This window comes from Porifericola rhodea, from assembly GCF_030506305.1.
Taxonomy (GTDB): domain Bacteria; phylum Bacteroidota; class Bacteroidia; order Cytophagales; family Cyclobacteriaceae; genus Catalinimonas; species Catalinimonas rhodea.
Genome location: NZ_CP119421.1, coordinates 1616989 through 1642619, shown reverse-complemented (window position 1 = coordinate 1642619; position 25631 = coordinate 1616989). Strand labels below are relative to the sequence as shown.

27 protein-coding genes are annotated in these 25631 nt (G+C 41.4%); 12 read left to right on the top strand and 15 right to left on the bottom strand.

Features of this window, described 5'->3' with window-relative positions; translation table 11 throughout:
- Positions 1–128: 128 nt before the first annotated feature.
- Positions 129–659 carry an SRPBCC family protein gene (locus PZB74_RS06635; RefSeq protein WP_302241605.1) on the top strand — a complete coding sequence of 177 codons (531 nt, stop codon included), beginning with the start codon at positions 129–131 and terminating at the stop codon, positions 657–659.
- A gap of 17 nt (positions 660–676) precedes the next feature.
- A complete protein-coding gene (locus tag PZB74_RS06630; protein ID WP_302241603.1) occupies positions 677–1258 on the top strand; it encodes a GNAT family N-acetyltransferase in 582 nt (193 codons plus the stop codon).
- Positions 1259–1338: 80 nt separating this feature from the next.
- On the opposite strand, the gene PZB74_RS06625 is transcribed toward PZB74_RS06630, so the two are convergent.
- The 3 genes from PZB74_RS06625 to creD all read right to left on the bottom strand — a co-directional run bounded on the left by PZB74_RS06625 (position 1339) and on the right by creD (position 5034).
- Complete coding sequence (locus PZB74_RS06625; RefSeq protein ID WP_302241602.1) at positions 1339–2148, bottom strand: DUF1338 domain-containing protein; 810 nt, start codon at positions 2146–2148, stop codon at positions 1339–1341.
- Between the two features lie 36 nt (positions 2149–2184).
- Positions 2185–3537 carry a saccharopine dehydrogenase C-terminal domain-containing protein gene (locus PZB74_RS06620; RefSeq protein WP_302241600.1) on the bottom strand — a complete coding sequence of 451 codons (1353 nt, stop codon included), beginning with the start codon at positions 3535–3537 and terminating at the stop codon, positions 2185–2187.
- Positions 3538–3624: 87 nt separating this feature from the next.
- Positions 3625–5034 carry a cell envelope integrity protein CreD gene (creD, locus tag PZB74_RS06615; RefSeq protein ID WP_302241598.1) on the bottom strand — a complete coding sequence of 470 codons (1410 nt, stop codon included), beginning with the start codon at positions 5032–5034 and terminating at the stop codon, positions 3625–3627.
- 96 nt (positions 5035–5130) lie between these two features.
- Between creD and PZB74_RS06610 the strand changes: the two genes are divergently transcribed.
- Complete coding sequence (locus tag PZB74_RS06610; protein WP_302241597.1) at positions 5131–6345, top strand: NAD(P)-dependent oxidoreductase; 1215 nt, start codon at positions 5131–5133, stop codon at positions 6343–6345.
- Between the two features lie 59 nt (positions 6346–6404).
- Here PZB74_RS06610 and rho read toward each other — a convergent pair whose 3' ends face one another.
- Positions 6405–8174: a transcription termination factor Rho gene (rho, locus tag PZB74_RS06605; protein ID WP_302241595.1), complete on the bottom strand. Its 1770-nt coding sequence runs from the start codon at positions 8172–8174 to the stop codon at positions 6405–6407.
- Positions 8175–8480: 306 nt separating this feature from the next.
- Here rho and serS point away from each other — a divergent pair, with 306 nt between their 5' ends.
- Entirely contained in the window at positions 8481–9755 is a 1275-nt protein-coding gene (gene serS / locus PZB74_RS06600) for a serine--tRNA ligase (protein ID WP_302241593.1), read from the top strand.
- A gap of 76 nt (positions 9756–9831) precedes the next feature.
- On the opposite strand, the gene PZB74_RS06595 is transcribed toward serS, so the two are convergent.
- From PZB74_RS06595 to PZB74_RS06570, 6 genes are read right to left on the bottom strand one after another with little or no spacing between them, the layout of a single operon-like run.
- Positions 9832–10194 carry a hypothetical protein gene (locus tag PZB74_RS06595; protein ID WP_302241592.1) on the bottom strand — a complete coding sequence of 121 codons (363 nt, stop codon included), beginning with the start codon at positions 10192–10194 and terminating at the stop codon, positions 9832–9834.
- 16 nt (positions 10195–10210) lie between these two features.
- The gene (locus tag PZB74_RS06590; RefSeq protein ID WP_302241591.1) at positions 10211–11659 is read right to left on the bottom strand and encodes a glycosyltransferase family 2 protein; all 1449 of its coding nucleotides are present in this window, start codon (positions 11657–11659) and stop codon (positions 10211–10213) included.
- A 10-nt stretch (positions 11660–11669) separates the two neighbouring features.
- Positions 11670–12782, bottom strand: a complete 1113-nt coding sequence (locus PZB74_RS06585) for a HEAT repeat domain-containing protein (RefSeq protein WP_302241590.1) — start codon at positions 12780–12782, stop codon at positions 11670–11672.
- A 1-nt stretch (position 12783) separates the two neighbouring features.
- Positions 12784–14031, bottom strand: a complete 1248-nt coding sequence (locus tag PZB74_RS06580; protein ID WP_302241588.1) for a YaiO family outer membrane beta-barrel protein — start codon at positions 14029–14031, stop codon at positions 12784–12786.
- A complete protein-coding gene (locus PZB74_RS06575) occupies positions 13992–14366 on the bottom strand; it encodes a response regulator (protein WP_302241586.1) in 375 nt (124 codons plus the stop codon). Before PZB74_RS06575 ends, PZB74_RS06580 begins: the two co-directional genes overlap by 40 nt.
- A gap of 12 nt (positions 14367–14378) precedes the next feature.
- Positions 14379–14756, bottom strand: a complete 378-nt coding sequence (locus PZB74_RS06570) for a hypothetical protein (protein WP_302241584.1) — start codon at positions 14754–14756, stop codon at positions 14379–14381.
- A 220-nt stretch (positions 14757–14976) separates the two neighbouring features.
- Between PZB74_RS06570 and PZB74_RS06565 the strand changes: the two genes are divergently transcribed.
- Positions 14977–15216, top strand: coding sequence for a hypothetical protein (locus tag PZB74_RS06565; protein WP_302241583.1), 240 nt, complete (start codon positions 14977–14979; stop codon positions 15214–15216).
- Between the two features lies 1 nt (position 15217).
- On the opposite strand, the gene PZB74_RS06560 is transcribed toward PZB74_RS06565, so the two are convergent.
- The 3 genes from PZB74_RS06560 to PZB74_RS06550 are packed head-to-tail and all read right to left on the bottom strand — an operon-like array spanning position 15218 to position 17924.
- Positions 15218–15709 (bottom strand): dihydrofolate reductase, encoded by a 492-nt coding sequence (locus PZB74_RS06560; RefSeq protein ID WP_302241582.1) that lies wholly within the window; start codon positions 15707–15709, stop codon positions 15218–15220.
- On the bottom strand, positions 15706–16644 hold the full coding sequence (fmt, locus tag PZB74_RS06555; protein ID WP_302241580.1) for a methionyl-tRNA formyltransferase: 939 nt from the start codon (positions 16642–16644) through the stop codon (positions 15706–15708). Before fmt ends, PZB74_RS06560 begins: the two co-directional genes overlap by 4 nt.
- 41 nt (positions 16645–16685) lie before the next feature.
- A complete protein-coding gene (locus tag PZB74_RS06550; protein ID WP_302241579.1) occupies positions 16686–17924 on the bottom strand; it encodes an exo-beta-N-acetylmuramidase NamZ family protein in 1239 nt (412 codons plus the stop codon).
- 113 nt (positions 17925–18037) lie between these two features.
- Between PZB74_RS06550 and PZB74_RS06545 the strand changes: the two genes are divergently transcribed.
- On the top strand, positions 18038–19276 hold the full coding sequence (locus PZB74_RS06545; protein ID WP_302241577.1) for an ABC transporter permease: 1239 nt from the start codon (positions 18038–18040) through the stop codon (positions 19274–19276).
- Here PZB74_RS06545 and PZB74_RS06540 read toward each other — a convergent pair.
- Positions 19273–20004, bottom strand: coding sequence for a polyprenol monophosphomannose synthase (locus tag PZB74_RS06540; protein ID WP_302241576.1), 732 nt, complete (start codon positions 20002–20004; stop codon positions 19273–19275). The genes PZB74_RS06545 and PZB74_RS06540 overlap by 4 nt on opposite strands.
- A 186-nt stretch (positions 20005–20190) precedes the next feature.
- On the opposite strand from PZB74_RS06540, the gene PZB74_RS06535 reads away from it, so the two are divergent.
- On the top strand, positions 20191–20697 hold the full coding sequence (locus PZB74_RS06535) for a D-glycero-alpha-D-manno-heptose-1,7-bisphosphate 7-phosphatase (RefSeq protein ID WP_302241574.1): 507 nt from the start codon (positions 20191–20193) through the stop codon (positions 20695–20697).
- Positions 20698–20700: 3 nt separating this feature from the next.
- Here the strand turns inward: PZB74_RS06535 and PZB74_RS06530 are convergent, their stop codons facing one another.
- Positions 20701–21219 (bottom strand): hypothetical protein, encoded by a 519-nt coding sequence (locus tag PZB74_RS06530; protein ID WP_302241573.1) that lies wholly within the window; start codon positions 21217–21219, stop codon positions 20701–20703.
- Positions 21220–21378: 159 nt separating this feature from the next.
- Between PZB74_RS06530 and cysQ the strand changes: the two genes are divergently transcribed.
- The 5 genes from cysQ to PZB74_RS06505 all read left to right on the top strand — a co-directional run bounded on the left by cysQ (position 21379) and on the right by PZB74_RS06505 (position 25621).
- On the top strand, positions 21379–22182 hold the full coding sequence (gene cysQ / locus PZB74_RS06525) for a 3'(2'),5'-bisphosphate nucleotidase CysQ (RefSeq protein ID WP_302241572.1): 804 nt from the start codon (positions 21379–21381) through the stop codon (positions 22180–22182).
- Between the two features lie 74 nt (positions 22183–22256).
- Positions 22257–23339, top strand: coding sequence for a mannose-1-phosphate guanylyltransferase (locus PZB74_RS06520; protein ID WP_367281470.1), 1083 nt, complete (start codon positions 22257–22259; stop codon positions 23337–23339).
- 29 nt (positions 23340–23368) lie between these two features.
- Positions 23369–24481, top strand: coding sequence for a GDP-mannose 4,6-dehydratase (gmd, locus tag PZB74_RS06515; RefSeq protein WP_302241571.1), 1113 nt, complete (start codon positions 23369–23371; stop codon positions 24479–24481).
- A 5-nt stretch (positions 24482–24486) separates the two neighbouring features.
- Positions 24487–25419 (top strand): GDP-L-fucose synthase, encoded by a 933-nt coding sequence (fcl, locus tag PZB74_RS06510; RefSeq protein ID WP_302241570.1) that lies wholly within the window; start codon positions 24487–24489, stop codon positions 25417–25419.
- A gap of 19 nt (positions 25420–25438) precedes the next feature.
- Positions 25439–25621, top strand: coding sequence for a PspC domain-containing protein (locus tag PZB74_RS06505; RefSeq protein WP_302241569.1), 183 nt, complete (start codon positions 25439–25441; stop codon positions 25619–25621).
- Positions 25622–25631: the final 10 nt, after the last annotated feature.

The window sequence follows — 25631 nt, the reverse complement described above, 5'->3', positions numbered from 1 at the left end:
AAAGCATTTAGTATGGTAGAAATACTTATGCAAGTATAATGGAGTTATCCCGCATAATGGGGGATTTTTATTTTATGATGTACTTATTTTAAGTATTTTTTTTAGCTTGCAGAAAATCTTTAAACCCTATGTTTTTGCTCAAAAATACTTTTCTGGGAATATTCCTAGTAGCTGGGTTATTCCTGAGCGTCTCGTATTTTTTGCCGGCTTCATACCATGTAGAGCGCTCCATTGTAATTGAGAGGCCGGTGAGTATGGTTTACCCAAAGGTATCAAATTTGCATAAATGGGTAGATTGGAATCCATGGACGGAAAGTGACTCAACTGTAAAAACAACAATTAAAGGGACTGGTAAGGAAGTAGGCTCTGTCTGGAGTTGGAATGGAAAACTTGTAGGCATAGGATCGCTTACACTTCAGGAAGTCCAACCTAATAAAAAAATTTCATCAAAATTGGCGTTTGAAAAGCCACAAATGTTTGAATCTGACGATATTTGGACTTTTGAAGAAGTGCCCGAAGGAACGAAAGTAACCTGGATTAATGAGGGTGAACTCAGCTATCCTATTAACCGTGTTTTTGGTTTGTTTCTGGATGGCATGCTTGGCCCAGACTATGAGAAAGGGCTCAAAAACTTAAAACAAATATCTGAAACCTATTGAATGCAAAACTAATCCAGATGTTTGAGCAGCACATTGAATTGTCAGATACACGCGTGCTGCTCACCCCTTATCAGCCTGAGCATCTAAATCAGTTTGCTCAGATTGCTTTTGATTTTGATATATGGGAGAAGACAAGCCCTCATATCCATACCCAGGGAGATTTAAATAAGTATGGAGAAGTATTGCTAAAGGCCTGCAGCAGTAAATCTAAATACGTATTTACCATCATTGACCAGAAGAGTGGCAAAGTTGCCGGAAGTACATCCTATATGTCGGTGTCTCCAGAGAACAACCGCTTAGAGATAGGCTCCACCTGGCTGGGCAAAGCTTTTCATGGAACTGGCTTAAACAAACACTGTAAATTCCTGCTTTTTCAGTATGCTTTTGAGCAATTAGCTGTACGTAGATTAGAGCTGAAAACAGATGTGCTAAATTTGCGCTCACGCAAAGCCATCATGAAAATGGGGGCTAAGGAAGATGGAGTATTGCGGAGTCATCAGCTAATGCCTGGGGGTAGGGTGCGAGATACGGTCTATTACAGTATACTTGCAAATGAGTGGCCTCAGGTAAAGCAGGAGGTGTTTAGAGGCATGTATTAGCACCAAATGCTGACAGATACCCAATATTAGGAAAGCCGGTTACTCAAAAATAACCGGCCACTATTTATATACTTAGCATGTCATTTTTGTCCCTTATCAGTACTTTCAAAAATTTTGTCGGCAGACTTAGCCACAAAACCCTGATAAAGTTGTCCTTCAGGTGTAGGGTAACGCTGGGCAAATTCATAATAGCAAGAGGGTACAATATGTTTACCATCGCTAAAATCAACTTCTACACTATCGGCCAAAGTAGAAGATTGCTCAAGATATACGTCTTTAGAGCCTTTAACTTCTCCACCGCTATCGTTTAGCTTAAAACCATTCTGCTTAATAAACGCATTTACATCTCTAATGTCAGCAAAGCTATTGAGCTCGTTAACAAAAACGGTAAAGTGGTTTGGTCTGTATCCGTGCGCCGACATCCATGCGGCATATTCGCTTTTAGCTCTAAGCTTTTCGTAAGTATTAAAGTCTACTTGCCAGGGGCGGCCGTTAGAACAAAAATCATATTGCTGTAAAGCGCTTTCAGGTACTTGTTCTATCAGTTCATTCACAATAGATTGTAGCTCATCGTCAAACTCTTCAAGTTTTAGTTCGCTGATAAAAATTTTAGGCATATGCTCATCCGGATGCTGAAAATGCTTGGCATACAGCTTTTTTTCAGTAAAGTGGTAATCCTGCTGATACTCGTAGCCGCCCTGTAAAAATGAACGGGAAAGAGCATCTATACCTACTTTAGCGTGGTTAAAGGTGCGTAGTGCAATATGGTCGTTGACAACACGGTCACCACGTTCAATAAATAGATTGTAGATTTTAAGAGCCTGGGGGTTCATGCTGGTATAGTCTTTCCACATCTTATCCAGCAAGTCGGGTAATGTTGTAATGCTCATTGATATTTAGGGTTAAAGTGAAAAAATTACTTTTCGTTAATCTACCGGCACTGGGGTTAGACTTTCTTCCTGCTCTACAAAAGCAATATTCATATGGCTTAGCTCTTGCAGTACCGGCTCATAAATTTCCTGATGCACAGGTATCATCAGACCCCGCTGGCTAATCTTATTTTGTAAGATTAGCTTAGCTACTATACCTAATGGGTAGCCCACAGTTTTGGCCATACCGGACAGATTTGAGATTTTCCCGATAGTAACCAGCGAAGAGGTTAACTTACGTAACTCATCATGCACCTGATATTCAATCTGATGTTGCATTACTATCATATCTCTATCTGTAGGCTTAGCAGTCCACTTATTTTCTAAAAGCTGCTGCATTACCTGAGCAGGTGTCGCTTTTTTCAGACCAATAGGCTTTTCGTCTAGTATACCCAACCATTTGATACGCTGCATGACTTCAGAGCTAATATCTACACCAATGTATCGGCTAAAGTTAGTCAGCAGATCATCTTTACTATAGGGGAGGTAGGAGCGGGTAAATTCCGCATAAGTCATGTTCTCTACGTTGCGTACCTGGTAGCTATCATCTGTAAGGCCTAGCTGCACAAAAGCATGCCATGCCGAACAAAAGCCGGGGCGCCTGAGTGTGCCTCTTAAAATAGTGGCTGCCTGATGTAAGCCATAAAGCTCTTTATACTTTAAAGAATCACGGTTGGGATAAGACTCAAAATCACCATAATCAGGAATCTCTACCATTGTCAGGCGTTTAAAGAGCTGATGGTGAGGAATATTCTTATAAATACCATGATAAATGTACTGTGCTGTACCTCCTTTTCCTGCCAGCACTACGTTTCGGGGGTTCCAGGTGAACTTATACCGCCAGGGGTTATCATCTGAACCAGGAGCCATAAGCCCACCACAAAATGATTGAAAGGAAGTAACATGCCCATTTTGACGGCGAATCTTGTCAATTATTTGCATAGCCGACATATGGTCTATACCTGGGTCCAGGCCACATTCGTATAGAAAAATTAGTCCCTGCTCTTTTACTTTAGGAGCCAGTTGCTGTACATCATCGTCAACATAAGAGGCTGTAAGTAGGTGCCTGTTTAGTTTCAGGCAAGACTCAGCCACATGAATGTGAAAGCGCGCCGGTAACATAGAAATAACTAAATCAGTTTCCTTTACCAGTGCTTCGCGGGCAGTAGCGTCAAGTACATTTAACTGAGAGGCCTGCACATTGTCGTAGCGGCTTTCATAAAGTTGGATAATCTCTACAGCAGCATCTACTACTTTAATCTGCCAGCCATTTTGCTGCCCTACCTGGCTAAGGTAGTCAATGAGGGCAGCAGCGGACCTGCCTGCCCCCAAAATTAAAATCTTCTTCATATTCTTTGGGTTAATATCTGCATTCTAACATACCAGAATTTACACATATTTCAATAAAAGAACGATAATAGAAACCAGTATCGTACACTAATCATCCTCTTGTTCTGAAAGCGCGTACCAATCAATTTTTCTGGAAATATACATGACTACTGCCAGTATAATGAAGAGAGCAATACTACCGATCAGTAATGCATAATCTTGTAGTTGGAGCAGAGTAAAAATGAAGCCGTACATCAGTAGAAGTAATAAAATCAGCAGGCTGCTTAGCCTTTTATCTTTAAAAACAGCCTGTACATAAACAGCGATTAGCGCGCTTACTGCAATACACGATATAATGTAAGCGATATTAAAACTACTATGCTCAGAAATGGCCAGCAATAGCGTAAAAAACAGGCAAAGCGCCAACCCTACCAGTAAATACTGAATGGGGTGTATGCGCTTACGATTTAGTATCTCTACAAAAAAGAAGGTAAGAAAGGTCAGGGCAATAAACATGATGGCATACTTAGCAGAGCGCATACTTTTTTGGTACTCATCTACCGGCATAAGTAAGTTTACTCCAAAGCTGTAAGATTTGCTATTTGCTAAATTAGGCTCAACATAATAATCGGGAGAAGCCTTTTCGTAAGCTAAACCTTGAAGTGAAAAGCTGTACTGTTCCCCTTTCCAAACCTGAGGGAAATTACGGTTAAGGTGTAGTACTTCCCAGTTCGCTTTAAAGCCCTCTGCATTTACCTGATGAGAGTCCGGCAAAAAGGCGCCTACAAAACTAGGGTTGCCCCAGTCAGACTGTATGCTTACGTTTGTATTTTTGCCCAGAGGAAGAAAGCTCAAAGAGCTACTGCCATTAAGTTTAAGTTCAAACTTAAAGTTGAAATTATGCAAGGCGCTATCCAGGGGTATGCTTACTCTCACTCCTGAGGCTAGTATTTGAGAGGGGCCGGTGCCCGGTGAAAAAGGATAGCTTGCTCCATTCCAGTTAAGCTCTATCTTTTCTTCTATGCCTCGCATATCTGGTATGCCTAACGAAATAAATGCCTCATGCCAAATCACATCTTTTTCTGACAAACCTACAACTTCCAACATGGGTTGAGAAAAACTACCATCAAAGCTCAAGCTTGAGCGATAAACTACAGCTTCGTAAATACCACGCTTACGGCTTTCTGGTGAAACCTCTCCCCTGATATTGAGATCATCAGGTAAAAAATGAGCGTATGCTACAGTTTCTGTTAATTGTTGTTCACTGTTGACATAAGTTGTTCTATAGGGCAGCGTTAATATTGGACCTCCTATAATTTGTGCATCAGCCCAAGAGGCACTAACATCCTGAATAGCCTGTTGGCGGTAATTTTGCCGCTCACGGATAAGGCTTTCTATCATAGAGCTGGGGATCAGTAGCAGCAGTACCAGAATACCGATAGAAACAATACGCAGCGTAATAGAATTTCTGGTCCAGCTGCTAAAGCGTTCGTAAAAAGTTTTGGTTTTTCCAGGCATAGATTTTTGATAGATTCGTACACTAATTAAACGAATGAACGCATTTAATATTAGCAACCCTTAATGAAGTAAGTAAATATTATAAACAACATTTTTATGCGTGAAACACACATAGCCCTGATAAGAGAAGGAAAAGTACCGGTAGATAGCCGAGTCACACTTACACCAGACCAGGCGGTAGAGGTACAAAAGCAGTACCCTCACCTAAAGGTATATTGCCAGCGAAGTGAGAGAAGATGTTTTACTGATGCCCAGTACGAGGAGGCAGGTATTCCTCTGGTAGATGATGTCAGTCATTGCGATATTATGCTTGGTGTAAAAGAAGTGCCAATTCCCGAACTACTGTCTAATAAGACCTACCTCTTCTTCTCCCATACCATAAAAAAACAGCCCTACAACAGAGAGCTGCTTCAGCAAATTCTTGAAAAGAATATTCGCTTAATTGATTACGAAAAGCTAACCAACGGTAAAGGCAACCGTATTGTAGCGTTTGGTCGTTTTGCGGGTATTGTAGGTGCCTATAACGGCCTATATACGTTTGGACAGAAAATGAAGCTCTTCAACATTCGCCGTGCAAAAGATTGCTATGACCTTGAAGATCTGAAAACAGAATACGCAAAAATTAAGCTGCCTCCAGTTAAAATAGCAGTAACTGGAGCAGGCAGAGTAGCCAAAGGAGCTATGGAGGTGCTTAATGGTGTAGGTATTCGTAAGGTATCTCCTCAGGAGTATCTGAATACATCTTTTGACGAAGCGGTATATACACAGCTGATGGTAACAGATTATAATATAAAAAAGGGAGGCGGTAGCTTTAGACGACAGGAGTTTTTTAATCATCCAGAACAGTTTGAGCCAGGTTTTCTGCCGTACACCAAGCATACAGACTTGTTTATAGCCGGAGCTTTTTGGGATCATCGTGCACCGGTATTATTTCAACGAGAAGATATGCTGACTGATAATTTTAGAATAAAGGTCATTGCTGATATTACTTGTGATATTGAGGGGTCTATACCTTCTACCAAGCAACCTTCTACCATAGAGCAGCCTGTTTACGACTATAATCCTGAGCAAGATACTGTGGTGGAAGAACCGTACGCCAATAATAAGTTTGTAAGTGTTATGGCAATTGATAACCTGCCTTCTGAACTACCTCGTGACGCTTCTCGCTCGTTTGGAGAAAACCTAATCAAACATGTATTTCCTAATTTATTGGGGGAGGATGATGGTATGATAGCACGAGCAACAATCGCGGACAAGGGCAAATTGACTGAACCTTATTTATACCTGCAAGACTATGTAGCAGGTAGGTAGTAAAAAAAAAAGGCTATTGACGCATGGTCAATAGCCTTATTATTTGTTTATGATATTTACTATCCGTTCATAGATACCAGGAACTCATCATTGTCCTGGGTACCTTTCATTCGCTGCAGTAAGAACTCTATAGCTTCCTGAGAAGTCATATCTGACATCAGTTTTCTAAGAATCCATACACGAGAAAGTTCTTCTTTCTCCATAAGCAGATCTTCGCGGCGAGTACCCGAAGCAGGAACGTCAATAGCAGGGTAGATACGCTTGTTAGACAGCTTACGGTCAAGCTGCAACTCCATATTACCAGTACCTTTAAATTCTTCAAAGATAACCTCGTCCATTTTAGAACCTGTTTCAATCAGGGCAGTAGCAATAATGGTAAGTGATCCACCATTTTCTACATTACGTGCTGCACCAAAGAAACGCTTAGGCTTGTGTAGGGCGTTGGCATCCACACCACCAGAAAGAATTTTTCCTGAGGATGGCACGGTAGTGTTATAGGCACGAGCCAGACGTGTAATAGAGTCCAGTAGTATAACCACATCGTGGCCTGACTCTACCAGGCGTTTCGCTTTTTCCAGTACAATGCTAGCTACTTTAACGTGCTTCTCTGCCTGCTCATCAAAAGTAGAAGCGATTACCTCACCATTTACGCTACGCGCCATATCAGTTACCTCTTCCGGACGTTCATCTATTAATAAGATCATCAGATAAACCTCAGGATGATTTTCAGCAATCGCGTTGGCTAGCTCTTTCAGTAATACTGTTTTTCCAGATTTGGGCTGAGATACAATCATCCCCCGCTGACCTTTACCAATAGGAGAGAAAAGATCAAGTATACGGGTAGAGTAGCGACCAGATTTGGTCTGAAGGTTCAGCCTTTCGTTAGGGAAAAGAGGAGTGAGGTATTCAAAAGGAACACGATCACGTATTTCGTCAGTGGTTTTTCCATTTACAGACTCAACTCTCAGCAGGGCAAAGTATTTTTCACCCTCCTTAGGCGGACGAATCTGTCCTTTTACTGTATCGCCGGTTTTTAAGCCAAAAAGTTTAATTTGAGAAGGAGATACATAAATATCATCGGGGCTTGCCACATAGTTGTAGTCCGAAGAACGTAGAAAACCATAGCCATCCTGCATGATCTCCAGTACTCCATCATTTTCTATTAATCCGTCAAACTCCTTAATAGGTACAGTCTGCTGCTGTTGGTTAGCGCTTCCACGATTACTTTCTCTCTCGCGGTGAGGCTTTTTATTGTCAGAGCGAGAGTCTCGATTTTCATTTGAGTCTTTTCGTGGTCTCTGAGTTTCTCTCTCCCTAGGGCTATTACTATTGTTACTGTCGTCTTTAGACTCAGTTTTTTGAGCGTTCTTATCGTCCACTTCTATATTAAATGAGCCAAGCAGGTCGCTTGTATCCTGCGCAGTGCTGCTTTCTTCTTCCTGAGCAGGCACATCTGTTACATTAACGCGGTTCATGCGGCGAGGGCGAGAAGAGGAAGTATTAGTTTTTTCTTCCTTATCTTCTTTATCTTCCTTCCTTTTGTCGCTATTGCTCTCTTCTTTTGCAGGCTTAGCGTTAGGTTTCCTTCTCGGTTTAGACTTAGCCTTAGGTTTAGTTTCTTTAGCTTCGGAGGCTTCAGGAGCACTTTCCTTATTTTCGGTGGGCTTTTTCGTGGGAAGTTTGTCGTCAGGTAAGACCGCTTGCTGATCTAGTATTTTATAAATTAGATCTTGTTTGTTTAATTTTTTGTAATTCTTTAGGTCTAGCTCTTCGGCAATCTCTCTCAACTCAGAAAGAAGCCTGACCTGCAGTTCATCAATGTTGTACATAGGAAAAATTAAGTGGTGCTAAAAATTAAATACATCTACCAAAAATCGTAGCTTAATTTAATTTGGAATGAATGTTTTAAAATAAATAAAAGGCTTTTCAAAAGGACAACGCAGTGTTGTGAAGTGTCTGACTGAGGGTAAAGATACCTTTTCGTCCGAATTGATGTTGCAATTATATTTTACGCACTGCTAATTGTCAAGAAAAATAAGATAATTTTGCATAGTCAACATTAGTATGTCGACATGAGTTCAACAATACATCTTTAAAGAAAAAAACTTACTTCGTTAACTAATTATTTTTTAAAAATGTTACAAATCTCCTTTTTAAGAGAAAACCAGGAAAAAGCTATTGAGGGTTTGCAGAAAAGGCATTTTCCCGAAGCAGAAAAGACGGTAAAAACCATCGTAGATACCGACCAGCAACGCAGAAGTACGCAGACAGAGCTGGATCAGGTATTAGCTTCTTCCAAATCGGTTTCCAAAAAGATAGGGCAGCTCATGAAAGAGGGTAAAAAGGAGGAAGCCGAAGCTGCCAAACAGGAAACGTCTAGTTTAAAAGAGCGTAGCAAGCAATTAAGCGAGCAGCTGAAGCAATACGAAGAAGAACTGAACAATCTTTTATACCATGTGCCTAATCTCCCGGGGCCGCAAGTACCCGAAGGCAAAACTGCCAATGATAATGCCGTTGTAGACCAATGGGGAGAGGCAACTGAGCTTCCGGATACAGCTAAGCCCCACTGGGAGTTAATAGAACAGTATGATATCATAGATTTTGAGCTGGGTAATAAAATTACTGGCGCGGGTTTTCCTGTGTATAAAGGAAAAGGAGCCAAGCTACAGCGTGCATTGGTCAACTTTTTTCTAAGTGAGGCTGAAAAGGAGGGCTATCAGGAAATTCAACCGCCCATCGTTATTAATGAAGACTCTGGTTATGGCACAGGGCAACTACCTGACAAAGAAGGACAGATGTATCAGTTGGTGAACGAGAACCTTTATCTGATACCTACTGCGGAAGTGCCTATCACTAACCTTTATCGTAATGTGATCCTGAAGGAAGAAGATCTGCCGGTACGTCATGTAGGGTTTACTCCGTGTTTTAGAAGAGAAGCAGGGTCTTGGGGAGCACACGTAAGAGGACTAAACCGCCTCCACCAGTTTGATAAGGTAGAAATAGTGCAGATACATCGCCCGGAAGACTCTTACCAGGCGTTAGAAGATATGACCAGGTACATTCGTACGCTACTCGAGAAGTTAGAACTTCCGTACAGGGTTCTTAATCTTTGTGCCGGCGATTTAGGTTTTACCTCTGCACAAACTTATGATCTTGAGGTATTTTCCGCAGCACAAAAGAAGTGGTTGGAAGTAAGCTCAGCCAGTAATTTTGAGAACTATCAGGCAAACCGCCTAAAATTGAGGTACAAAGATGCTAACAACCAGACCCAGCTTTTGCATACCTTAAATGGTAGTGCGCTTGCTTTACCGAGGATAGTAGCGGCGATATTGGAGAACAATCAGACACCAGAAGGAATTAAAATACCAAAAGTGCTGGTGCCGTTTACTGGTTTCGATATTATCTCATAATTCTAAAGGGTCGTTTTATCAACTTATAGCTTGTATTGTCTACCAACTATAGTTGTGGAACGACCCTAACTTATGATTAATTGAGCCATGTATAATGAAGCTGAAGCTGCCGAATGAGCTGATCACAGCAATTTTTTACCTTCGTAGCAGATTTATCCACGCTTACTCCTGAGTTTAGTTGTTTCACATGGTCCAGCGTAGCCTGAATCTCTTTAGCCAACTCCGATAAGTCCAGAAGCTGTAGTGTAGGTTTGTACTTTTCGTACACAAAGAAAAGTAGTCTTTTATCCTGATTGATAAGGCTGACAGCATATAAATCTCTTAAATCCTGAAAAGATTTGAAATACTGATTGGCTAGCTTTCTTTCCTGGACAAAATCTCCTTGAGAGAGCTCCAGTAGCTTAGCCCTAATGTTGTAGAGTGAGCTTTTGATTGCCATAAGTATTAGTATAATATTAAGCTGTAACCTTGATATTCTTTTTTGGCTCTTCTCTAAAGCCTTTTCTTTTCATATTTCCCCAGCTTTTCTTTCCGAGTAAAAGGTCAAAGTAGCCTTTAAGCACATTTACCAATACAATGGGATGATAAAGTATAGGCTCTAAAAGTGCTGTAAGTACAAGTTTGGCAGTATCTGAACGCTTGCTGTATTTATGGTACGAAAACTCCTCGGCGATAAGGGCAAGAATAGATACAAATACGGCAAATGCATACACCAAACTCAGAAGTGCGAAGAAGTACGTAACATTGAGTGAACCCCAAATAACCAGACCTATAAAGTAAAGTATACCTACCACCTCTACATATGGAGCCAGATACTCGAAAAAGAACCAGTAAGGGTAACTAAGCATGCCCATAAGGCCGTAGCGCGGGTTAAGGAAAACCTTTCTATGTTTGTATAAGCTTTCTGCGGTTCCTCTGGCCCAGCGGTTTCTTTGGCGTCCTAATATCCCTAACTCAGATGGGGCTTCCGTCCAGCAAAGAGGGTCTGGTATATAAAATACCTTATACTTTTGCTTAATATCGTGCATGTAGCGTCGCATACGTAGTACCAGCTCCATGTCTTCGCCTACTGTATCAGTAGCATAACCTCCTGCCTTAATAGCAATCTCTTTGTCAAAAAGGCCAAAGGCACCAGAGATAATCAATAATCCATTAAGCTTGCTCCATGCAATACGGCTAAGCAGAAAGACCCTCAGGTATTCCAGCGTCTGAAAGCGGGCAAGAAGATTTGTAGGAAGCTGTACATTTACCAGGCTTCCATCTTCTACTTTGCATGAGTTTGCAATTCTTACAATAGCTCCGGTAGCAATCACCCTGGATTTGCTTTGCATAAACGGACGAACCATTTTAAGCAGCGCATCAGGAGCTATGATAGAGTCTGCATCCATGGTGGCCACCAGCTTACTTTTAGATATATTCAGACCTGCATTTAATGCATCTGCTTTTCCTCCATTCAACTTATCAATTACGATAAGTTTACCAAACGCGCGGTTTCTTGATTTGTAAACCCCTAAAACCTTTCGGGTAGGAATAAGGCCGGTTGATGATTGTTCTAAAGGAATTAGCTGAAAGTACTCTTTCAGGCGGTGAAGCGAGTCGTCGGTGCTACCATCGTTGATAACAATTACATCATAATTATTGTAGCGTAGCGAGAGCAACGAACGGATACTGTCAATGATATTGATTTCCTCATTATACATAGGAACCAGCAATGAGATTGAAGGTGCCGCATTAGAAGAAAGGATAGCATGATCATCAACCAGGCTGTTTTTATGAATATACTTGCGTGTTTCCCAGATAGACACTGCCGCCAGAAATAAATTCATAAAAGAGATGGCGATAGCATATAAGAATATCAGATGCTCTGAGGTATACGCGACGATCTGTGTTAAGAATTCTTTCATGGTAAAAGATTCAGGAAGTAATGGTATGAGCAGTTAAAGTAGCATGATTACCAGTAGAGGTATTACGTGCATTAATTCTACTGATTGCACGCTGGCTGGCCCGCTTAATTTTTGCTGAAGGATGCTGTAACAGTGGGTTGAGCAGTTTAGCATGAAATAGTTGGCCTAAGAGACCAATGGCATGTAGTGCTTCTATTTTCAGTTCGGTGTTGTTAGTGTCCAACACATTAAATAACGCTCCTGCTTCTTCTCGTGCTTCTAACTGCTCTAATGCACCAATTGCAGCAGACTTTACAGTATCAGATGAGTGGTGTAGTAGCTGGCTAATCTGCTTAACACAGCCCTTTTGCTGAAATAGTACAATCATCTGTAATACAAAAACTATTGCTGAAGGAGATGGAGCGTTTAGCCACTGACTGAAATTGGGGCGCTGCTCAGCCGGAAGTGCTTCCAGATGGTACCGTAGCTGTATCTGAAGCCAGTCGCTAAGCGGAGTATCTTGGTTGTTCAGAAATGAGAGCATATGAGAAGATTGGCATTTGATTGCTGCAATCTTTACCTCATCTGCCAATTGCTCATGTGGGCTTAGTTGCCATTCAGTTAATGCTCTTTCCAAAGCCTCACACTGGTAGTTCATTTCTGAGAGTTCTCTGATTCCTTTAATTCTCTCCTGGATGTTGCTGCTTCGTAGTTTTGCGACAGATATATGATGCAGGCCCAGGCAAACGTACAAGTGCTCAAACTGCTTTTTTGCATTGCCACTAAAGTTCTTTTTTAGCTCAATCATAAGGTTGATCATGAGCTGCTTCTCCATAGCTGAGTTGAGCTCATGTTGCTTGAACTTGCGTACAATCATAGCAGTAGAAGATAAAACCTCTTGCTTACTACTCTCTACCAGAGCATCATAAATAAAGTATTGAAAACGAAATTTCAGGTCTTTCTGCTTGTTCTCTTTCGCATTAAGGTACCAGCGACGAAGGTAAAGGGTAATCATCAGGCAGGCACTACAAAGTAATAACGCCATGGCAGCCTGTATGAAGAATCGCACTTCTGTAGGAAGAAAGTAAAGTGCGTACCAGTAAAACATAATTTCGTCTATGAGGTGGTTGAGTATGTCATTCATCTTAGAACCTCCTTTCAAGGTAGATAGTAAAACTTAGGCGGTCAGTAGTTCTAACCTCAGGATAGGTCTCCTGCTGAAACTCTACTGCCGAGCGGATAATCCACAATCTTTTTTGTAAAGGGTGCTGATAGTCAATACCAATCCAGTTAGCGTTTAACCTCTGCACCTCTGTCAGGCTATTCACTCTGTTGGGCGTAGCCCCGCTTCCTACATAAAGGGTAGCGTAATGATCTTTATTACCAAGGTAGCGGCGAGCGGTGAGTAGCCCACTTAGGGGGCTTTCATTCTCCAGCGTAGACATAAATACACGTCCAGATAACCAGTAAGCAGGAAAGTAGTGGCCTAATTGTAAAGTGTAAATATGAATAGGTGTTTGCTCAAAATACAACCCTCTCATACCGGCAGAGGCCTCCCACTGAGCAGGAAGTATCCTGAAAATCTCAGCTCCCCAGCGTACTTTCGGAAATACGGTATTGTTAGACAAGCCTGCATTGAGGTAAGCGTAAGTCTTGTTATCAAATTTTGGATATGCGTCAATCTCAAACTGTAGTCCCTGCTGATCAAACATTTGGGCATGTTGTAAACGCCCTATCAGCAGCATGTTTTGCAGTTTTCTCTGGTAGTTGGCACTAAGCTGATGCCAGGGGGCAAATGTGTTGCTGAAACGACTGTACTTATACTCAAGCCCTGCCGCATTTTTTCTTATTAGTATTTCTATTTCTTCTTGTAGTTCCTCAGCTTTGGGGTACTCATCATTTTCGTTAAGCAGAGTATCTAATGTATTAAGAGCATCTTCATAAGCCTGATAGGCAGCTTCTGCCTGTGCACGTATATAAAGGAGGTCTTCATTATCAGGAAAAACCAGCAGACCCTTATCCGCTTCTGCAATTGCTTTGGGGTATTCTTCTGCCCATAGGTTGATACGGGCAATGGCAGCCAATGCTTCTTCTGTTGGAGCGCAGCAATGAGTGAGCGTGTTAAGCTGTTGCAATGCTACAAAGTAATTGCCGTCCCATGCTTGCACCATAGCTGAAAGAAAGCGCGCATCATAATGCTCTGGTTCCAATTTTAGCAGCTGGCTTAGTGTAGTACTGGCCGGCTCATATTGCGAATGATAAGCCTGGCGCTGGGCAGCTCTAAATAATGAGTCTGTCTGACAAAAAGCTGGAAAAGCTAGCAGCGCTAATAATATGGTACACCAATGCCTTTTCATGAAGCCTGAGAAATTGAGTTCACTTCTTGTATGCATTCTAGTAATTGGGCAAGGTCAAAAGGCTTAGTCATAAAGCGGTTAGCACCCATATCCAGTGCTTCTTGCTGTACATGTTCCAGCCCCATAGCAGAAACAACAATAATATAGGCGCTTACTTTAAGCTTTTCACGCACATATTCTACCAACTCGGTACCAGAGGCTATTGGCATAAGCAAATCCGTAATAATTAAATCAGGCTGCTGTTCTTTTACCAGTCTAATGGCATTTTTACCATTTGTAGCAGTAATTACATCATGCTCTCCTAAGTTCTTAAGTTGATGCACGATTAGCTGCAACATTATATCGTCATCGTCTACTATGAGTATTTTCATAAGGTTGAGTCTTTATCTGATAAAGCTGATAATTCTCTTTCCATTGACACTTACCTGCCAGTATTTGAGGCTTTCTGAGGTTTTGGCAGGTAATGCAAACTCGTAAAAACCTGCTCTTAGCTCTTGCTCTCGCAATACTTCTGTTGAACGACCAACCAGATCGTGTGCACTAACAGTTATTAAATCTGCTGTTTCTGTTAGGTGCACAAGAATAATAGGTTGCCCCTCTGAGTTAATGTCTAGCTGAAAGTGAAGAGTCTCTTTACTTTCAAGGGTTTTTACTTCTGTGGTGGGTTTTTCTATAAATCCTACTTCTGTTTTACGGACTACAGAATCAGCCTCTAGTAGAGTTTTGCTACTGTTAGCCTTCAGAGGATTAGTAGTGCTCAAAAGAAGAATGTATAAAAATGAAAACATTAAATATTTCATATGCATGTAAATATATATCAAAAATAATAAAAAATAAATAAATAATACAAATTAATACTTTTGAATAATTTACTTAAGCAAGGAAAAACGAGGTAGTAGAACCAAAGAGATTGGGAAGGTGTAGAAAAGAGTATTACATTTAGGATGTAATAATTAAGCAGATTTTTGAAAAAATACAGATATGCGAATAGTAGGAGAGATTCCACATGCTGAATGTAAAATCACTATTTTTTCCTGGAATAATAAGTATTTAATAAAGCTGGAAAGAGGCTTAATAGAGCAAACCTTTAAGGTACCAGAGATGGATGTAAGTGGAGACGAGGATATCCGGCAGATGTTGAGCGGGCCTTTTATGGATAAAGCGTTGCTGCGCTTTGAAGAAATGGAAGCCTCGCTAATGGAGGCCTTGGGAGAGCTGTAATCTAACGCTTAAGATATTCTACAAAAGCATAGGGGTGAGGGTTTTTCTCATCAGCTTCATGTGCTTCACGTTTAACCTCATTCCAATAGCTCTTGTCTATTTCAGGGAAGAAAGCATCGCCTTCAAAGGTGGACTGGATCTCGGTTATATACATTTTATCTGCCTTATCTATAGTCTGTCTGTAAATTTCGGCCCCTCCCAATATGAAGACTTCATCTAAAAGTTTTTCTTCTGCTATTTTAAAAGCGGCCTCTATACTCTCTACTACAAAGCAACCTTCTGCTTCATAGTCTAGCTTACGTGTAATAATGATGTGCGTACGATTAGGCAGAGGGCCATTCATAGATTCAAATGTTTTTCGTCCCATAATGACGTAATGCCCCTTGGTAGTGTTCTTAAAAAACTTAAGATCGGCGGGCATATGCCACACCAGATCGTTGTCTTTACCAATAACGTTATTGTCAGACTTAGCTGCGATGATGGATTTAATCATAAGGTATTACCTCTTAAAAATTCTTCTACAGTCATTTTTTTTCTACCCTCAATCTGAAGTTCGTCAAAAGAGAGTAGGTAATCCTGTGTCTGTATATGTATAAAATTTTTGTTATCAGTGATATACTGACCGGCTGCCAGGTTTGGGTTTTTCTCTCCAGTATTGCTTACCGCATAAACCTTACAGGTCTTTTCTCCTGTGCGGGTATCTAGTGTTGTCCAGGCGGCGGGGTAAGGCGAAAGCCCCCTCACAAAGTCGCGAATTTGCTCGGCAGGCTGGTTCCAATCTATTTTACAGGTATCACGATGTATCTTAGGAGCTCCTTTAAGTTCAACTCCCTCTTCCTGCTGAGGGAGTAGTGTATATTTATCGTTGGCAATAGCCTGCACAGTTTTGAGTACCAACTTGCTCCCTTTATACATAAGCCTGGTGTAAAGTGAGCCAGCGGTGTCATCTGCATGAATGGACTCCTTCTCCTGAAAAATAATGCTGCCGGTATCTATCTCATGTTTAAGCATAAAAGTAGTTATGCCAGTTTCTTTTTCTCCGTTAATAATAGCCCAGTTGATAGGTGCCGCACCACGATACTGAGGCAGATAGGAGGCGTGTAGGTTAAATGTTCCAATCTCCGGCATGCTCCATACGGCTTCGGGCAACATACGAAAGGCTACTACCACCTGCAAGTTGGCATTATATTGCTTAAGCTCCTGATGAAAATCAGGCGACTTAAGGTTGGTGGGCTGCAAAACAGGTATGTTTTGCTCAACAGCATAGGCTTTTACGGGTGAGGGGATTACCTTTTGCCCTCGCCCACGTGGCTTATCAGGTGCAGTAACTACTGCTACCACTTTAAAACCACTTTCTACCAAAATCTGTAAAGAGGGTACTGCGAACTCAGGCGTACCCATAAATATGATCCTTAGATCTTTTTCCATAATATCAATAATATCTGTGCTACTTAAATGTTTAAGACTTCTTACTCAAAGTCTTTGTACAGTAAGTATTTTTTTCTCAAGGACTTATAAGCTTCCAGGTCTGCACTCCAGCTTTGTCTGATTTCTGCCTGCTCTACTCCGGAAGTTAGTTGTGATCTTAGTTTTTTTGTGCCGGCCAGCAGGTCAAAAAAGCTTTCACGAAAAAAATCTTCATCGCTTATACCCAAAGTAGAAGCCTGCTGATAAAAACTTATCAGATAATCCAGTTTGAAGCCAGATAGGTGAGCTGACTCCCGTAAGTCCAGGCCATAGCAGCGCTCTCCTTCGTGTTTAGGATCCATAGCAACACCAGGTACATCTTCTGGCACAAAGCTGAAATCAGTGTCCTTGCCCAGCGAAGAAAAAGTAGTATCTGGGTAGCCTACTACCTGAAAAGGAAATTCGGTTCCTCTGCCAATGCTCATGACAGTACCTTCAAAAAGGCAAAGCGAAGGATAAAGGTTGATTGCCTGGTTGTTAGGTAGATTGGGAGAGGGGCGTATAGGTAGCTTGTAGCGGTCGCTATGAGTATAGTTTTTTACCTCTACTATATGAAGTTTACATTCTTTACCCCCTTCCAGCCAGCCTTCGCCATTAATCATTTGTGCCAACTCAGCCACGGTAAGGCCATGTACTACGGGTATGGGGTGCATACCTACAAAAGATTGCTGCTCCATTTCCAGTACCGGCCCATCTACATAGTAGCCATTTGGATTGGGGCGATCGAGCACAAGTACTTCTTTGCCTAGCTCTGCACAGGCTTCCATTACGTAGTGCATGGTGCTGATGTATGTATAGAATCTTGCACCTACATCTTGAATATCAAAAATGACAAGGTCTATATTTTTAAGTTGCTCTGGCAGAGGCTTTTTGTTTTTTCCATAAAGAGAGATGATAGGTAAGCCTGTTTTGGTATCAGTAGAGTTTTGAATGTGCTCACCTGCTCCGGCTTCGCCACGAAATCCATGCTCCGGGGCAAAAATAGTTTTAAGCTGAACCCCCATTGCTAACAATGAATCTACTAAATGTGTATCCCCTATGTGCGAGGTATGGTTAACCACCGCCGCAATGTTTTTCCCTTCCAGTATGGGTAAGTATTTTTCTGTTTGCCAGGCTGCCGGAATTATCTCCGGGCTGACCTCTACAGTTTCTTCTGCTTCTGTTTTTTCGGCTGTGCGTTGAGACTGACAGGCAGTTGCCAGTACTAGAATAAAGAAAGATATTAGTGTGATCAGACGCATAAAGTTGTTTAATTTGCGTGGGGTGAAACTTAAGCTGTAAATGTATAAATACTTTTAGACAAGTGGCAATGTCCGCCCCAAACGGTGTAAGAAGATAAACGCTCTACTATTACTTGAACCTTCCTTATTTTATATCAAAGAAGATAAATAAGGCTGAAAATAAGACTTTTTCGGCCACTATCAATAAGATAGCTATTGCCAGTATTGCACTGGGCCTGGCTACTATGCTGGTATCGTTTCTAATTTTAGGAGGTTTTAAAAAGGTGATTACTAATAAAATTTTCACCTTTAACGGTCACATACAGGTAACCAAATACTCTCTGGATAACTCCCTGCAAGAGGAGCCCATCTCTATCCATAATCCTCTTATAGATAACCCTGAGCAGTACGAATTTATAGATCATGTGCAGGTATTTGGCCACACCGCGGGACTGCTACAGACAGACAATGAGGTATATGGCGCATTTATAAAAGGGGTGGGGCCAAACTTTGATAGCGTAGGCTTTAAAAATAACCTGGCAGAAGGTAATTTCATTCGCTTTCAGGATAGCCTGCCTCAGGCTCCTAATAACTATTCTACCGATGTGCTGATAAGCAGTAAAATAGCGAAGGCTCTGCAACTTGAAGTAGGGAACGATGTGCGTATGCTGTTTATTAACCCGCCACAGGCAAGAGTGCGTAAGCTGCATATCCGGGGCATTTACAATACCGGCATAGAAGAGTTTGATGAGCAGATGATTATTGGCGATATAGGACTGGTAAGGCGCATTAACCAATGGTCAGACTCTCTGGTGGGTGGCGTAGAAATCTACCTGAAAGATTATGACAAGATGGCAGAAGCGGAAAACCGTCTTCAGCACGAGCTAGACTACGATCTGTATATAGAAAAGGTAGGCGATAAGTATGTGCAGATGTTTGAGTGGCTAGACCTGATTAATAATAACGTAATTATTTTTTTATCGCTTATACTTTTTGTTGCCTGCTTCAATATTGTCAGTATACTACTTATCCTGATTATGGAGCGAACCCAAATGATAGGTGTGCTAAAAGCCTTAGGTGCACGTAACCGTCAGATCAGGAAAATATTCCGTTATAATGGCATGCTACTGATCGTAAGAGGTATGATTATCGGAAACCTCATAGGTATTGGTTTTGGGCTATTACAGTACTACTTTAAGCTGATACCACTTGATCCTGAAAACTACTATATGGAGTATGTACCTATTCACTGGGATTTTCTGGCGATTATCGGACTTAACCTGCTTACTTTCCTGATTGTAGCCCTGGTGTTAAATATTCCTACCATGATTATCCTCCGTATTAATCCTATCAAAGCAATTCGTTTTGACTAACGGTGGTATTTGCGAAAAAAGCTTCTGATCTTGATATGAATAACACCCGCAAAGGCTTCCCAAAAAATACGCGGTGACATTTTAGATTCCCCCTTTACACGATTAGTAAAGATAATGGGCACTTCCTTTATCTTAAAGTCGTACTGCCAGGCCGTAAACTTCATCTCTATCTGAAAAGCGTAGCCAATAAAGCGAATCTTATCCAGGTTGATAGTTTGTAGCACATTTCTATGGTAGCATTTAAAGCCCGCAGTAGCATCACGAATAGGCATACTGGTAACCATCTGAATATATATGCTGGCAAAGAAAGATATGAGAACTCTGCTCATAGGCCAGTTTACTACATTAACTCCGCTTACGTAGCGCGAACCTATTGCCAGGTCGTAGCCTTCATGGGCGCAAGCTTCGTAGAGGCGTACCAGATCCTCCGGATTGTGAGAGAAATCTGCGTCCATCTCAAAAATATAGAGGTAGTTCATCGCCAGTGCCTGCTTAAATCCAGCAATGTATGCGGGACCAAGGCCACTCTTTTTTTCACGTTCCAGCAAATGAATACGTCCGGGATACTTTTGTTGCTTTTCCCTAACTATCTGTGCAGTACCATCAGGGGAGTTATCATCTACGATAAGTACATCAAATAAGACAGATTGATTGAGAACGCTTTCCAGTATTTCACTGATATTTTCGCTTTCGTTATAAGTAGGAATGACAACTAGGCAGGTGCTCACTGTATATATTCCGTGATGTGGTTAAAAACTCCAAAAATAGATATTCTGGCGTAAGGTAAAAATCATTTCCCTGCTTAAATAAAATTCACTTGCCTCAGCGTATAGATATTTGTTATTTCGGGCAGCTTTTACAGAGCAAAGTGGTAAAAGTATTAACTCTTATCTAGCTATTATACTTTTCGTGTCATGACAAAATGTGTTTTTCTGGACCGTGATGGGGTCATTAATAAAGACAGAGTAAACTATGCCTATGATTTGGAGCATTTTAAAATGTTACCTGGCGTTCCTGAGGCCTTAGCCCGCCTGAAAGAAGCTGGCTACCTGCTGGTAATCGTAACAAACCAGTCAGGTATAGCCAAAGGAATTTATACTCGGGAAGATATGAATGTGTGCCATGATTATATGCACGAGCAGACCAAGCATGTGATAGATGCAGTATACTTTGCCCCTCATCACCCTACTGTCAGTGAGTCACTAAGCAGAAAACCCGATACGCTTATGTTTGAGAAAGCAATGGCCCGGTTTGACATAGACCCACTACAGTCGTGGATGATTGGAGACAAAGAAAGAGATATAGTTCCGGCCAGAAAATTTGATATTCCCTCCATTCTCATCAGTAATAAGCAACAGGAAACGGAAGCTCAGCACATTGTAAAAGATTTAAGCGAAGCTTCCGAAATTATTCTAGGGTAAACATCAGCGTAGTATTGTCTTGAGGTGATCTACACCTTCTTCACTTACTTTATAGCGGCCCTGCTTCATTTTAAATACTTTTTTATAGTCCTGATTAAGCTTGTTGAAATGAGAGGTATTAGTCAGGTCTATGCCATGCTCTCTAAGAAGTTTGTTGACTTCCTGAGTTGTAAAGGTGCCATCTTCACTTTTAGACTGTACATAGTAGCTGGCCAAAAGTACAATATCAGTTTTACTTATACTTTTGGGGGCCTTATAATACAGTTCGCCAAAAGAGGCAGCAGTAAGCTTATCGTTTTGCGGGCTAGGAGCCGGTTTAGGGTCAGCTGCATCAAAAATGCTAAACTGTCTACCGGCTGCGGTATTGGCATCCTGCTCGTTCATAAAAGGAGCCGGACTTTCTTTGAGTACTTTTGCAAAACTTTTAATTGTGTCAGAATAAGAGTTCACAAAGTCTTCAGTACCTTCTATTTCAAACTCTCCTCCATTGACGGCAATTCTAATTCTCGCTTTGCTTTCCATTGATTTTAGATTGTAATTGACTTTATTTGCATGAGCCGAATTTCAGCAATATATATTTTTTACCATACAGAATAAACTACTTTTACAAATCCCCACTTTCAGATTCGGTTTTTTCTATAAATAAGACAAAAGTAAACCCCTGATTACAAACCATTAATTATGTCTAAGAAAATTAGTGTAAGCGCCCTGGGTGAGATTGCTATAGAGGCAGGTATAGAAATCCTTAAGATTTACCATCAGGCAGACTTTTCTGAAATTGTAGACTTTAAAGCAGATGACTCCCCTTTAACTACCGCAGATAAGGCTTCTCATGAAGTAATTATGAAGCGTCTGGAGGAAAAATACCCCGACATACCTATCATCTCCGAAGAAGGCAAAGATATAGACTATGCTACGCGTAAGGACTGGGAGTACTTTTGGTTGGTAGACCCCTTAGATGGTACCAAAGAGTTTATCAAAAAAAATGGACAGTTTACCGTAAATATCGCGCTGATACATAATGACAAACCCGTAGCCGGAGTAATATATACACCAGTGACCGAAGAGTTGTATCTGGCAGCAAAAGAAGGCTATGCCGAAGATGTAGAGGCTGGTGCATACAAGCAAACGCTACCAACTCAGCCCGAAAGCATCTCTGTCAACAGTAAGCAGCAAAACCTAATAGCGGTACGCAGTAGTAGCCATGCCTCCGAAGAAGAGGAAGATCTGCTGAACCGCTATGGTGTAACGGAAAGCATTTCTAAAGGAAGCTCTCTTAAATTCTGTATGGTGGCAGAAGGTAAGGCTGATATTTACTACCGCCATGGCCCCACTATGGAATGGGATACTGCTGCCGGTCAGGTAGTTGTAGAATGTGCAGGAGGGAGGGTTCTTCAGGGTACCGGACCAGAAAGCTTCGTTTACAATAAAGAATCTTTAAGAAACGGAAGTTTTCTGGTACTTTCTTCGCTAAAGACCATGTAATATGCATGTAAGGTTTTGAAAGTTTGAGTATTTGAATATATTTGCATAGATTAATCAAAATAAATATCAAATAAGTGCAAAACCAAAACAACTTTGCGCTCATCATGGCGGGCGGAATCGGGACAAGGCTATGGCCGGTAAGCCGTAAGCACTTTCCTAAGCAATTCCATGATGTGCTAGGCGTGGGGGAGACCCTCCTTCAACTCTCCTACAACAGACTTTTAGATGTCTGCCCGGAAGAAAATATTTACATCATCTCTAATGAAGACTATTATGGTCTGATTAAGGAGCAACTTCCGGCCATGACGGACGACCAGATTTTGCTGGAGCCGCAATTACGCAACACTGCCCCCTGTGTAGCTTATGCGGTACATAAGATTGCACAGAAAAATCCTGAAGCTAACCTGATAGTTTCTCCTGCTGACCATCTGATATTAAAACAGGATAACTTTAAGAGCGTAGCTATACAGGCTTTTGAGGAGGCGTCTAAAAAAGACGTGCTCATCACTTTTGGTATCAACCCCACGCGCCCCGATACGGGTTATGGTTATATAGAATATGACCAGGCACATGGCGAAAGTGGCGTATACAAAGTGGCAGCTTTCAAAGAAAAACCTGATCTTACTACTGCCAAAGAATTTTTAGAGGCAGGCAATTACGTCTGGAATTCAGGTATATTTGTATGGAGCGTAAGCTCAATTATAAAAAGTTTTGAAAAATACTTGCCTGAAGTTAACCAACTGTTTAGCCAAGGTAGCCAGGTTTATTATACAGAAGGCGAAAAGGCGTATATCCAACGTACTTATGAAGCCTGCATCAATATCTCTATTGACTACGGAATACTGGAGAAGGCAGACAACGTATATGTAATTCCTGCGGACTTCGGCTGGACGGACTTAGGTACCTGGAAATCTATTGACTCTCAACATGAGAAAGATAAACATGGTAACAGCCTACAGGGCACGGTACTTACCTATGATACTAAAGAGTCATTCATCAAAGTTCCTAAAGATCAGATAGCCGTGGTGCAGGGCCTGGAAAACTATATAGTTATTTATGATGGCAATGCTCTCATGGTTTGTCAAAAAGACCAGGAGCAAATGGTTAAGAAGTTTTTAGGAGATATTAAAGAAAAAGGACATAACGAATTCGTTTAAAAATACTTGAGTGTTATAATTAATTGATTATGAAAAAGGCCTTAATTACAGGAATCACTGGGCAAGATGGTGCTTATTTAGCCGAGTTCCTTTTATCAAAAGGGTATGAAGTTCATGGTATCAAGCGTAGAACTTCTCTCTTTAACACAGATCGTATCGATCACCTTTATCAGGACCCTCACGAGAGAGACCTGAAATTCAAGCTTCACTATGGTGATCTTACCGATTCTACGAACATCATTCGTATTGTACAGGAGGTTCAACCTGACGAAATTTACAATCTTGGGGCTATGTCTCATGTAAAAGTGAGTTTTGATGAACCTGAGTACACTGCCAATGTAGATGGTTTAGGTACACTTCGTATTTTGGAAGCTGTACGTATTCTTGGACTTCAGGAGAAAACTAAAATCTATCAGGCCTCTACTTCAGAGCTGTATGGTCTGGTACAGGAAGTACCTCAAAGCGAGAAGACTCCTTTCTACCCTCGCTCTCCGTATGCTGTAGCCAAAATGTACGGTTACTGGATTACTGTAAACTATCGTGAGGCCTATAATATGTTTGCAGTTAATGGTATTCTTTTCAACCATGAGTCTCCTATTCGTGGGGAAACTTTCGTTACCCGTAAGATTACTCGTGCTGCTGCTCGTATTGCACTCGGCTTGCAGGATATCTGCTACCTGGGTAATATGGATGCCAAGCGTGACTGGGGACATGCTAAAGATTATGTACAGGCGATGTGGCTCATACTTCAGCAGGAAAAAGCAGAAGACTATGTTATTGCAACAGGGATTACCACAACAGTACGAGACTTTGTGCGTATGTCATTTAAAGAGCTGGGCATTGAGCTGACTTTTGAAGGTGAAGGCGTAAACGAAGTAGGTAAGGTCGCCAAGTGCACCAACCCTGACTTCCAGCTAGAAGTTGGTAAAGAGGTAATAAAAGTTGACCCTGAGTACTATCGCCCTACCGAGGTGGAGCTTCTTATTGGAGACCCTACCAAAGCACGTGAACAACTAGGTTGGGAGCTGGAGTTTACTTTAGAAAGTCTGGTAAAAGACATGGTTCAGTCTGACTTAGAATTGTTTAAGCGCGATAAATTCCTTCTGAAAGGTGGACACAAGGTGTACAGCTATCACGAATAATTGTTATGGAAAAAGACGCTAAAATTTATATAGCCGGCCATAGAGGAATGGTCGGCTCCGCTATACTTCGTAACCTGCAAAGCAAAGGCTTTAGCAATTTTGTGCTGAGAACTTCTTCTGAGCTTGATCTTAAAGATCAGGGGCAGGTAGCTCAGTTTTTTGCTGAAGAAAAACCTGATTATGTGTTTTTAGCTGCGGCTAAAGTAGGTGGTATACATGCCAATAATACCTATAGAGGGCAGTTCCTGTACGAAAACTTGATGATACAAAATAATGTTATTCATCAAAGCTACGAGAATGGAGTAAAGAAACTGCAATTTTTAGGTTCTTCCTGCATCTACCCAAAAATGGCTACTCAGCCCCTTAGAGAAGACTATTTACTCACGGGTGAGCTAGAACCTACTAATGAGCCTTACGCTATAGCTAAAATAGCTGGAATAAAGATGTGTGAGGCTTACCGCTCGCAATATGGTTGTGATTACATCTCCGTAATGCCTACTAACCTTTACGGCCCAAATGACAATTACGACCTTAACAATTCGCATGTGTTGCCTGCACTGATACGTAAATTTCATGAGGCTAAAGAAAATAATGCTGAGTCCGTAGAAATTTGGGGTACAGGAAGCCCTAAAAGGGAGTTTTTACACGTAGATGATTTAGCAGAGGCCTGTGTGTACCTGATGGACAACTACAGCGAGCCAGAGCTGGTAAATATCGGTACAGGAGAAGATATTGCGATTAAAGACCTGGCACTCCTTATCAAAGAGATTGTAGGCTTCGAAGGCGAGTTGCGTTTTGATACTTCAAAACCCGATGGGACTCCTCGTAAACTGATGGATGTAGGTAAGCTACATAGCTACGGATGGAAACATAAAATAGAATTACGTGAAGGTATCTCTGCTGTATACGAAGAGTATAAGAAAGCAGTACCGGCATAAAAACTTATTTATATATAATATGGCAAAGCTAAGCTTATCATATACTAACAGAGTAATAGGTGGTGTGTGTGGAGGCATAGGCGAGCATTTTGGTTGGGATGCTACCATTCTTAGAATTGTGTTTGTTATAGCTACTATAATCGGATTTGGCTCACCAATCTTAGTTTATCTGGTATTGTGGCTAATTATGAAATTTAGCTAACCTTTGCGAT

Bases quoted from the DNA above. Each gene is read 5' to 3' on its own strand.
- PZB74_RS06535 (WP_302241574.1), top strand. From the start codon at position 20,191: ATGACAAAATGTGTTTTTCTGGACCGTGATGGGGTCATTAATAAAGAC.
- gmd (WP_302241571.1), top strand. From the start codon at position 23,369: ATGAAAAAGGCCTTAATTACAGGAATCACTGGGCAAGATGGTGCTTAT.
- PZB74_RS06550 (WP_302241579.1), bottom strand. From the start codon at position 17,924: ATGCGTCTGATCACACTAATATCTTTCTTTATTCTAGTACTGGCAACT.
- PZB74_RS06590 (WP_302241591.1), bottom strand. From the start codon at position 11,659: ATGAAAGAATTCTTAACACAGATCGTCGCGTATACCTCAGAGCATCTG.
- fmt (WP_302241580.1), bottom strand. From the start codon at position 16,644: ATGGAAAAAGATCTAAGGATCATATTTATGGGTACGCCTGAGTTCGCA.
- PZB74_RS06585 (WP_302241590.1), bottom strand. From the start codon at position 12,782: ATGAATGACATACTCAACCACCTCATAGACGAAATTATGTTTTACTGG.
- PZB74_RS06610 (WP_302241597.1), top strand. From the start codon at position 5,131: ATGCGTGAAACACACATAGCCCTGATAAGAGAAGGAAAAGTACCGGTA.
- PZB74_RS06530 (WP_302241573.1), bottom strand. From the start codon at position 21,219: ATGGAAAGCAAAGCGAGAATTAGAATTGCCGTCAATGGAGGAGAGTTT.
- PZB74_RS06635 (WP_302241605.1), top strand. From the start codon at position 129: ATGTTTTTGCTCAAAAATACTTTTCTGGGAATATTCCTAGTAGCTGGG.
- creD (WP_302241598.1), bottom strand. From the start codon at position 5,034: ATGCCTGGAAAAACCAAAACTTTTTACGAACGCTTTAGCAGCTGGACC.
- PZB74_RS06565 (WP_302241583.1), top strand. From the start codon at position 14,977: ATGCGAATAGTAGGAGAGATTCCACATGCTGAATGTAAAATCACTATT.
- PZB74_RS06620 (WP_302241600.1), bottom strand. From the start codon at position 3,537: ATGAAGAAGATTTTAATTTTGGGGGCAGGCAGGTCCGCTGCTGCCCTC.
- PZB74_RS06580 (WP_302241588.1), bottom strand. From the start codon at position 14,031: ATGCATACAAGAAGTGAACTCAATTTCTCAGGCTTCATGAAAAGGCAT.
- PZB74_RS06575 (WP_302241586.1), bottom strand. From the start codon at position 14,366: ATGAAAATACTCATAGTAGACGATGACGATATAATGTTGCAGCTAATC.
- PZB74_RS06630 (WP_302241603.1), top strand. From the start codon at position 677: ATGTTTGAGCAGCACATTGAATTGTCAGATACACGCGTGCTGCTCACC.
- fcl (WP_302241570.1), top strand. From the start codon at position 24,487: ATGGAAAAAGACGCTAAAATTTATATAGCCGGCCATAGAGGAATGGTC.
- PZB74_RS06595 (WP_302241592.1), bottom strand. From the start codon at position 10,194: ATGGCAATCAAAAGCTCACTCTACAACATTAGGGCTAAGCTACTGGAG.
- cysQ (WP_302241572.1), top strand. From the start codon at position 21,379: ATGTCTAAGAAAATTAGTGTAAGCGCCCTGGGTGAGATTGCTATAGAG.
- PZB74_RS06560 (WP_302241582.1), bottom strand. From the start codon at position 15,709: ATGATTAAATCCATCATCGCAGCTAAGTCTGACAATAACGTTATTGGT.
- serS (WP_302241593.1), top strand. From the start codon at position 8,481: ATGTTACAAATCTCCTTTTTAAGAGAAAACCAGGAAAAAGCTATTGAG.
- PZB74_RS06625 (WP_302241602.1), bottom strand. From the start codon at position 2,148: ATGAGCATTACAACATTACCCGACTTGCTGGATAAGATGTGGAAAGAC.
- PZB74_RS06505 (WP_302241569.1), top strand. From the start codon at position 25,439: ATGGCAAAGCTAAGCTTATCATATACTAACAGAGTAATAGGTGGTGTG.
- rho (WP_302241595.1), bottom strand. From the start codon at position 8,174: ATGTACAACATTGATGAACTGCAGGTCAGGCTTCTTTCTGAGTTGAGA.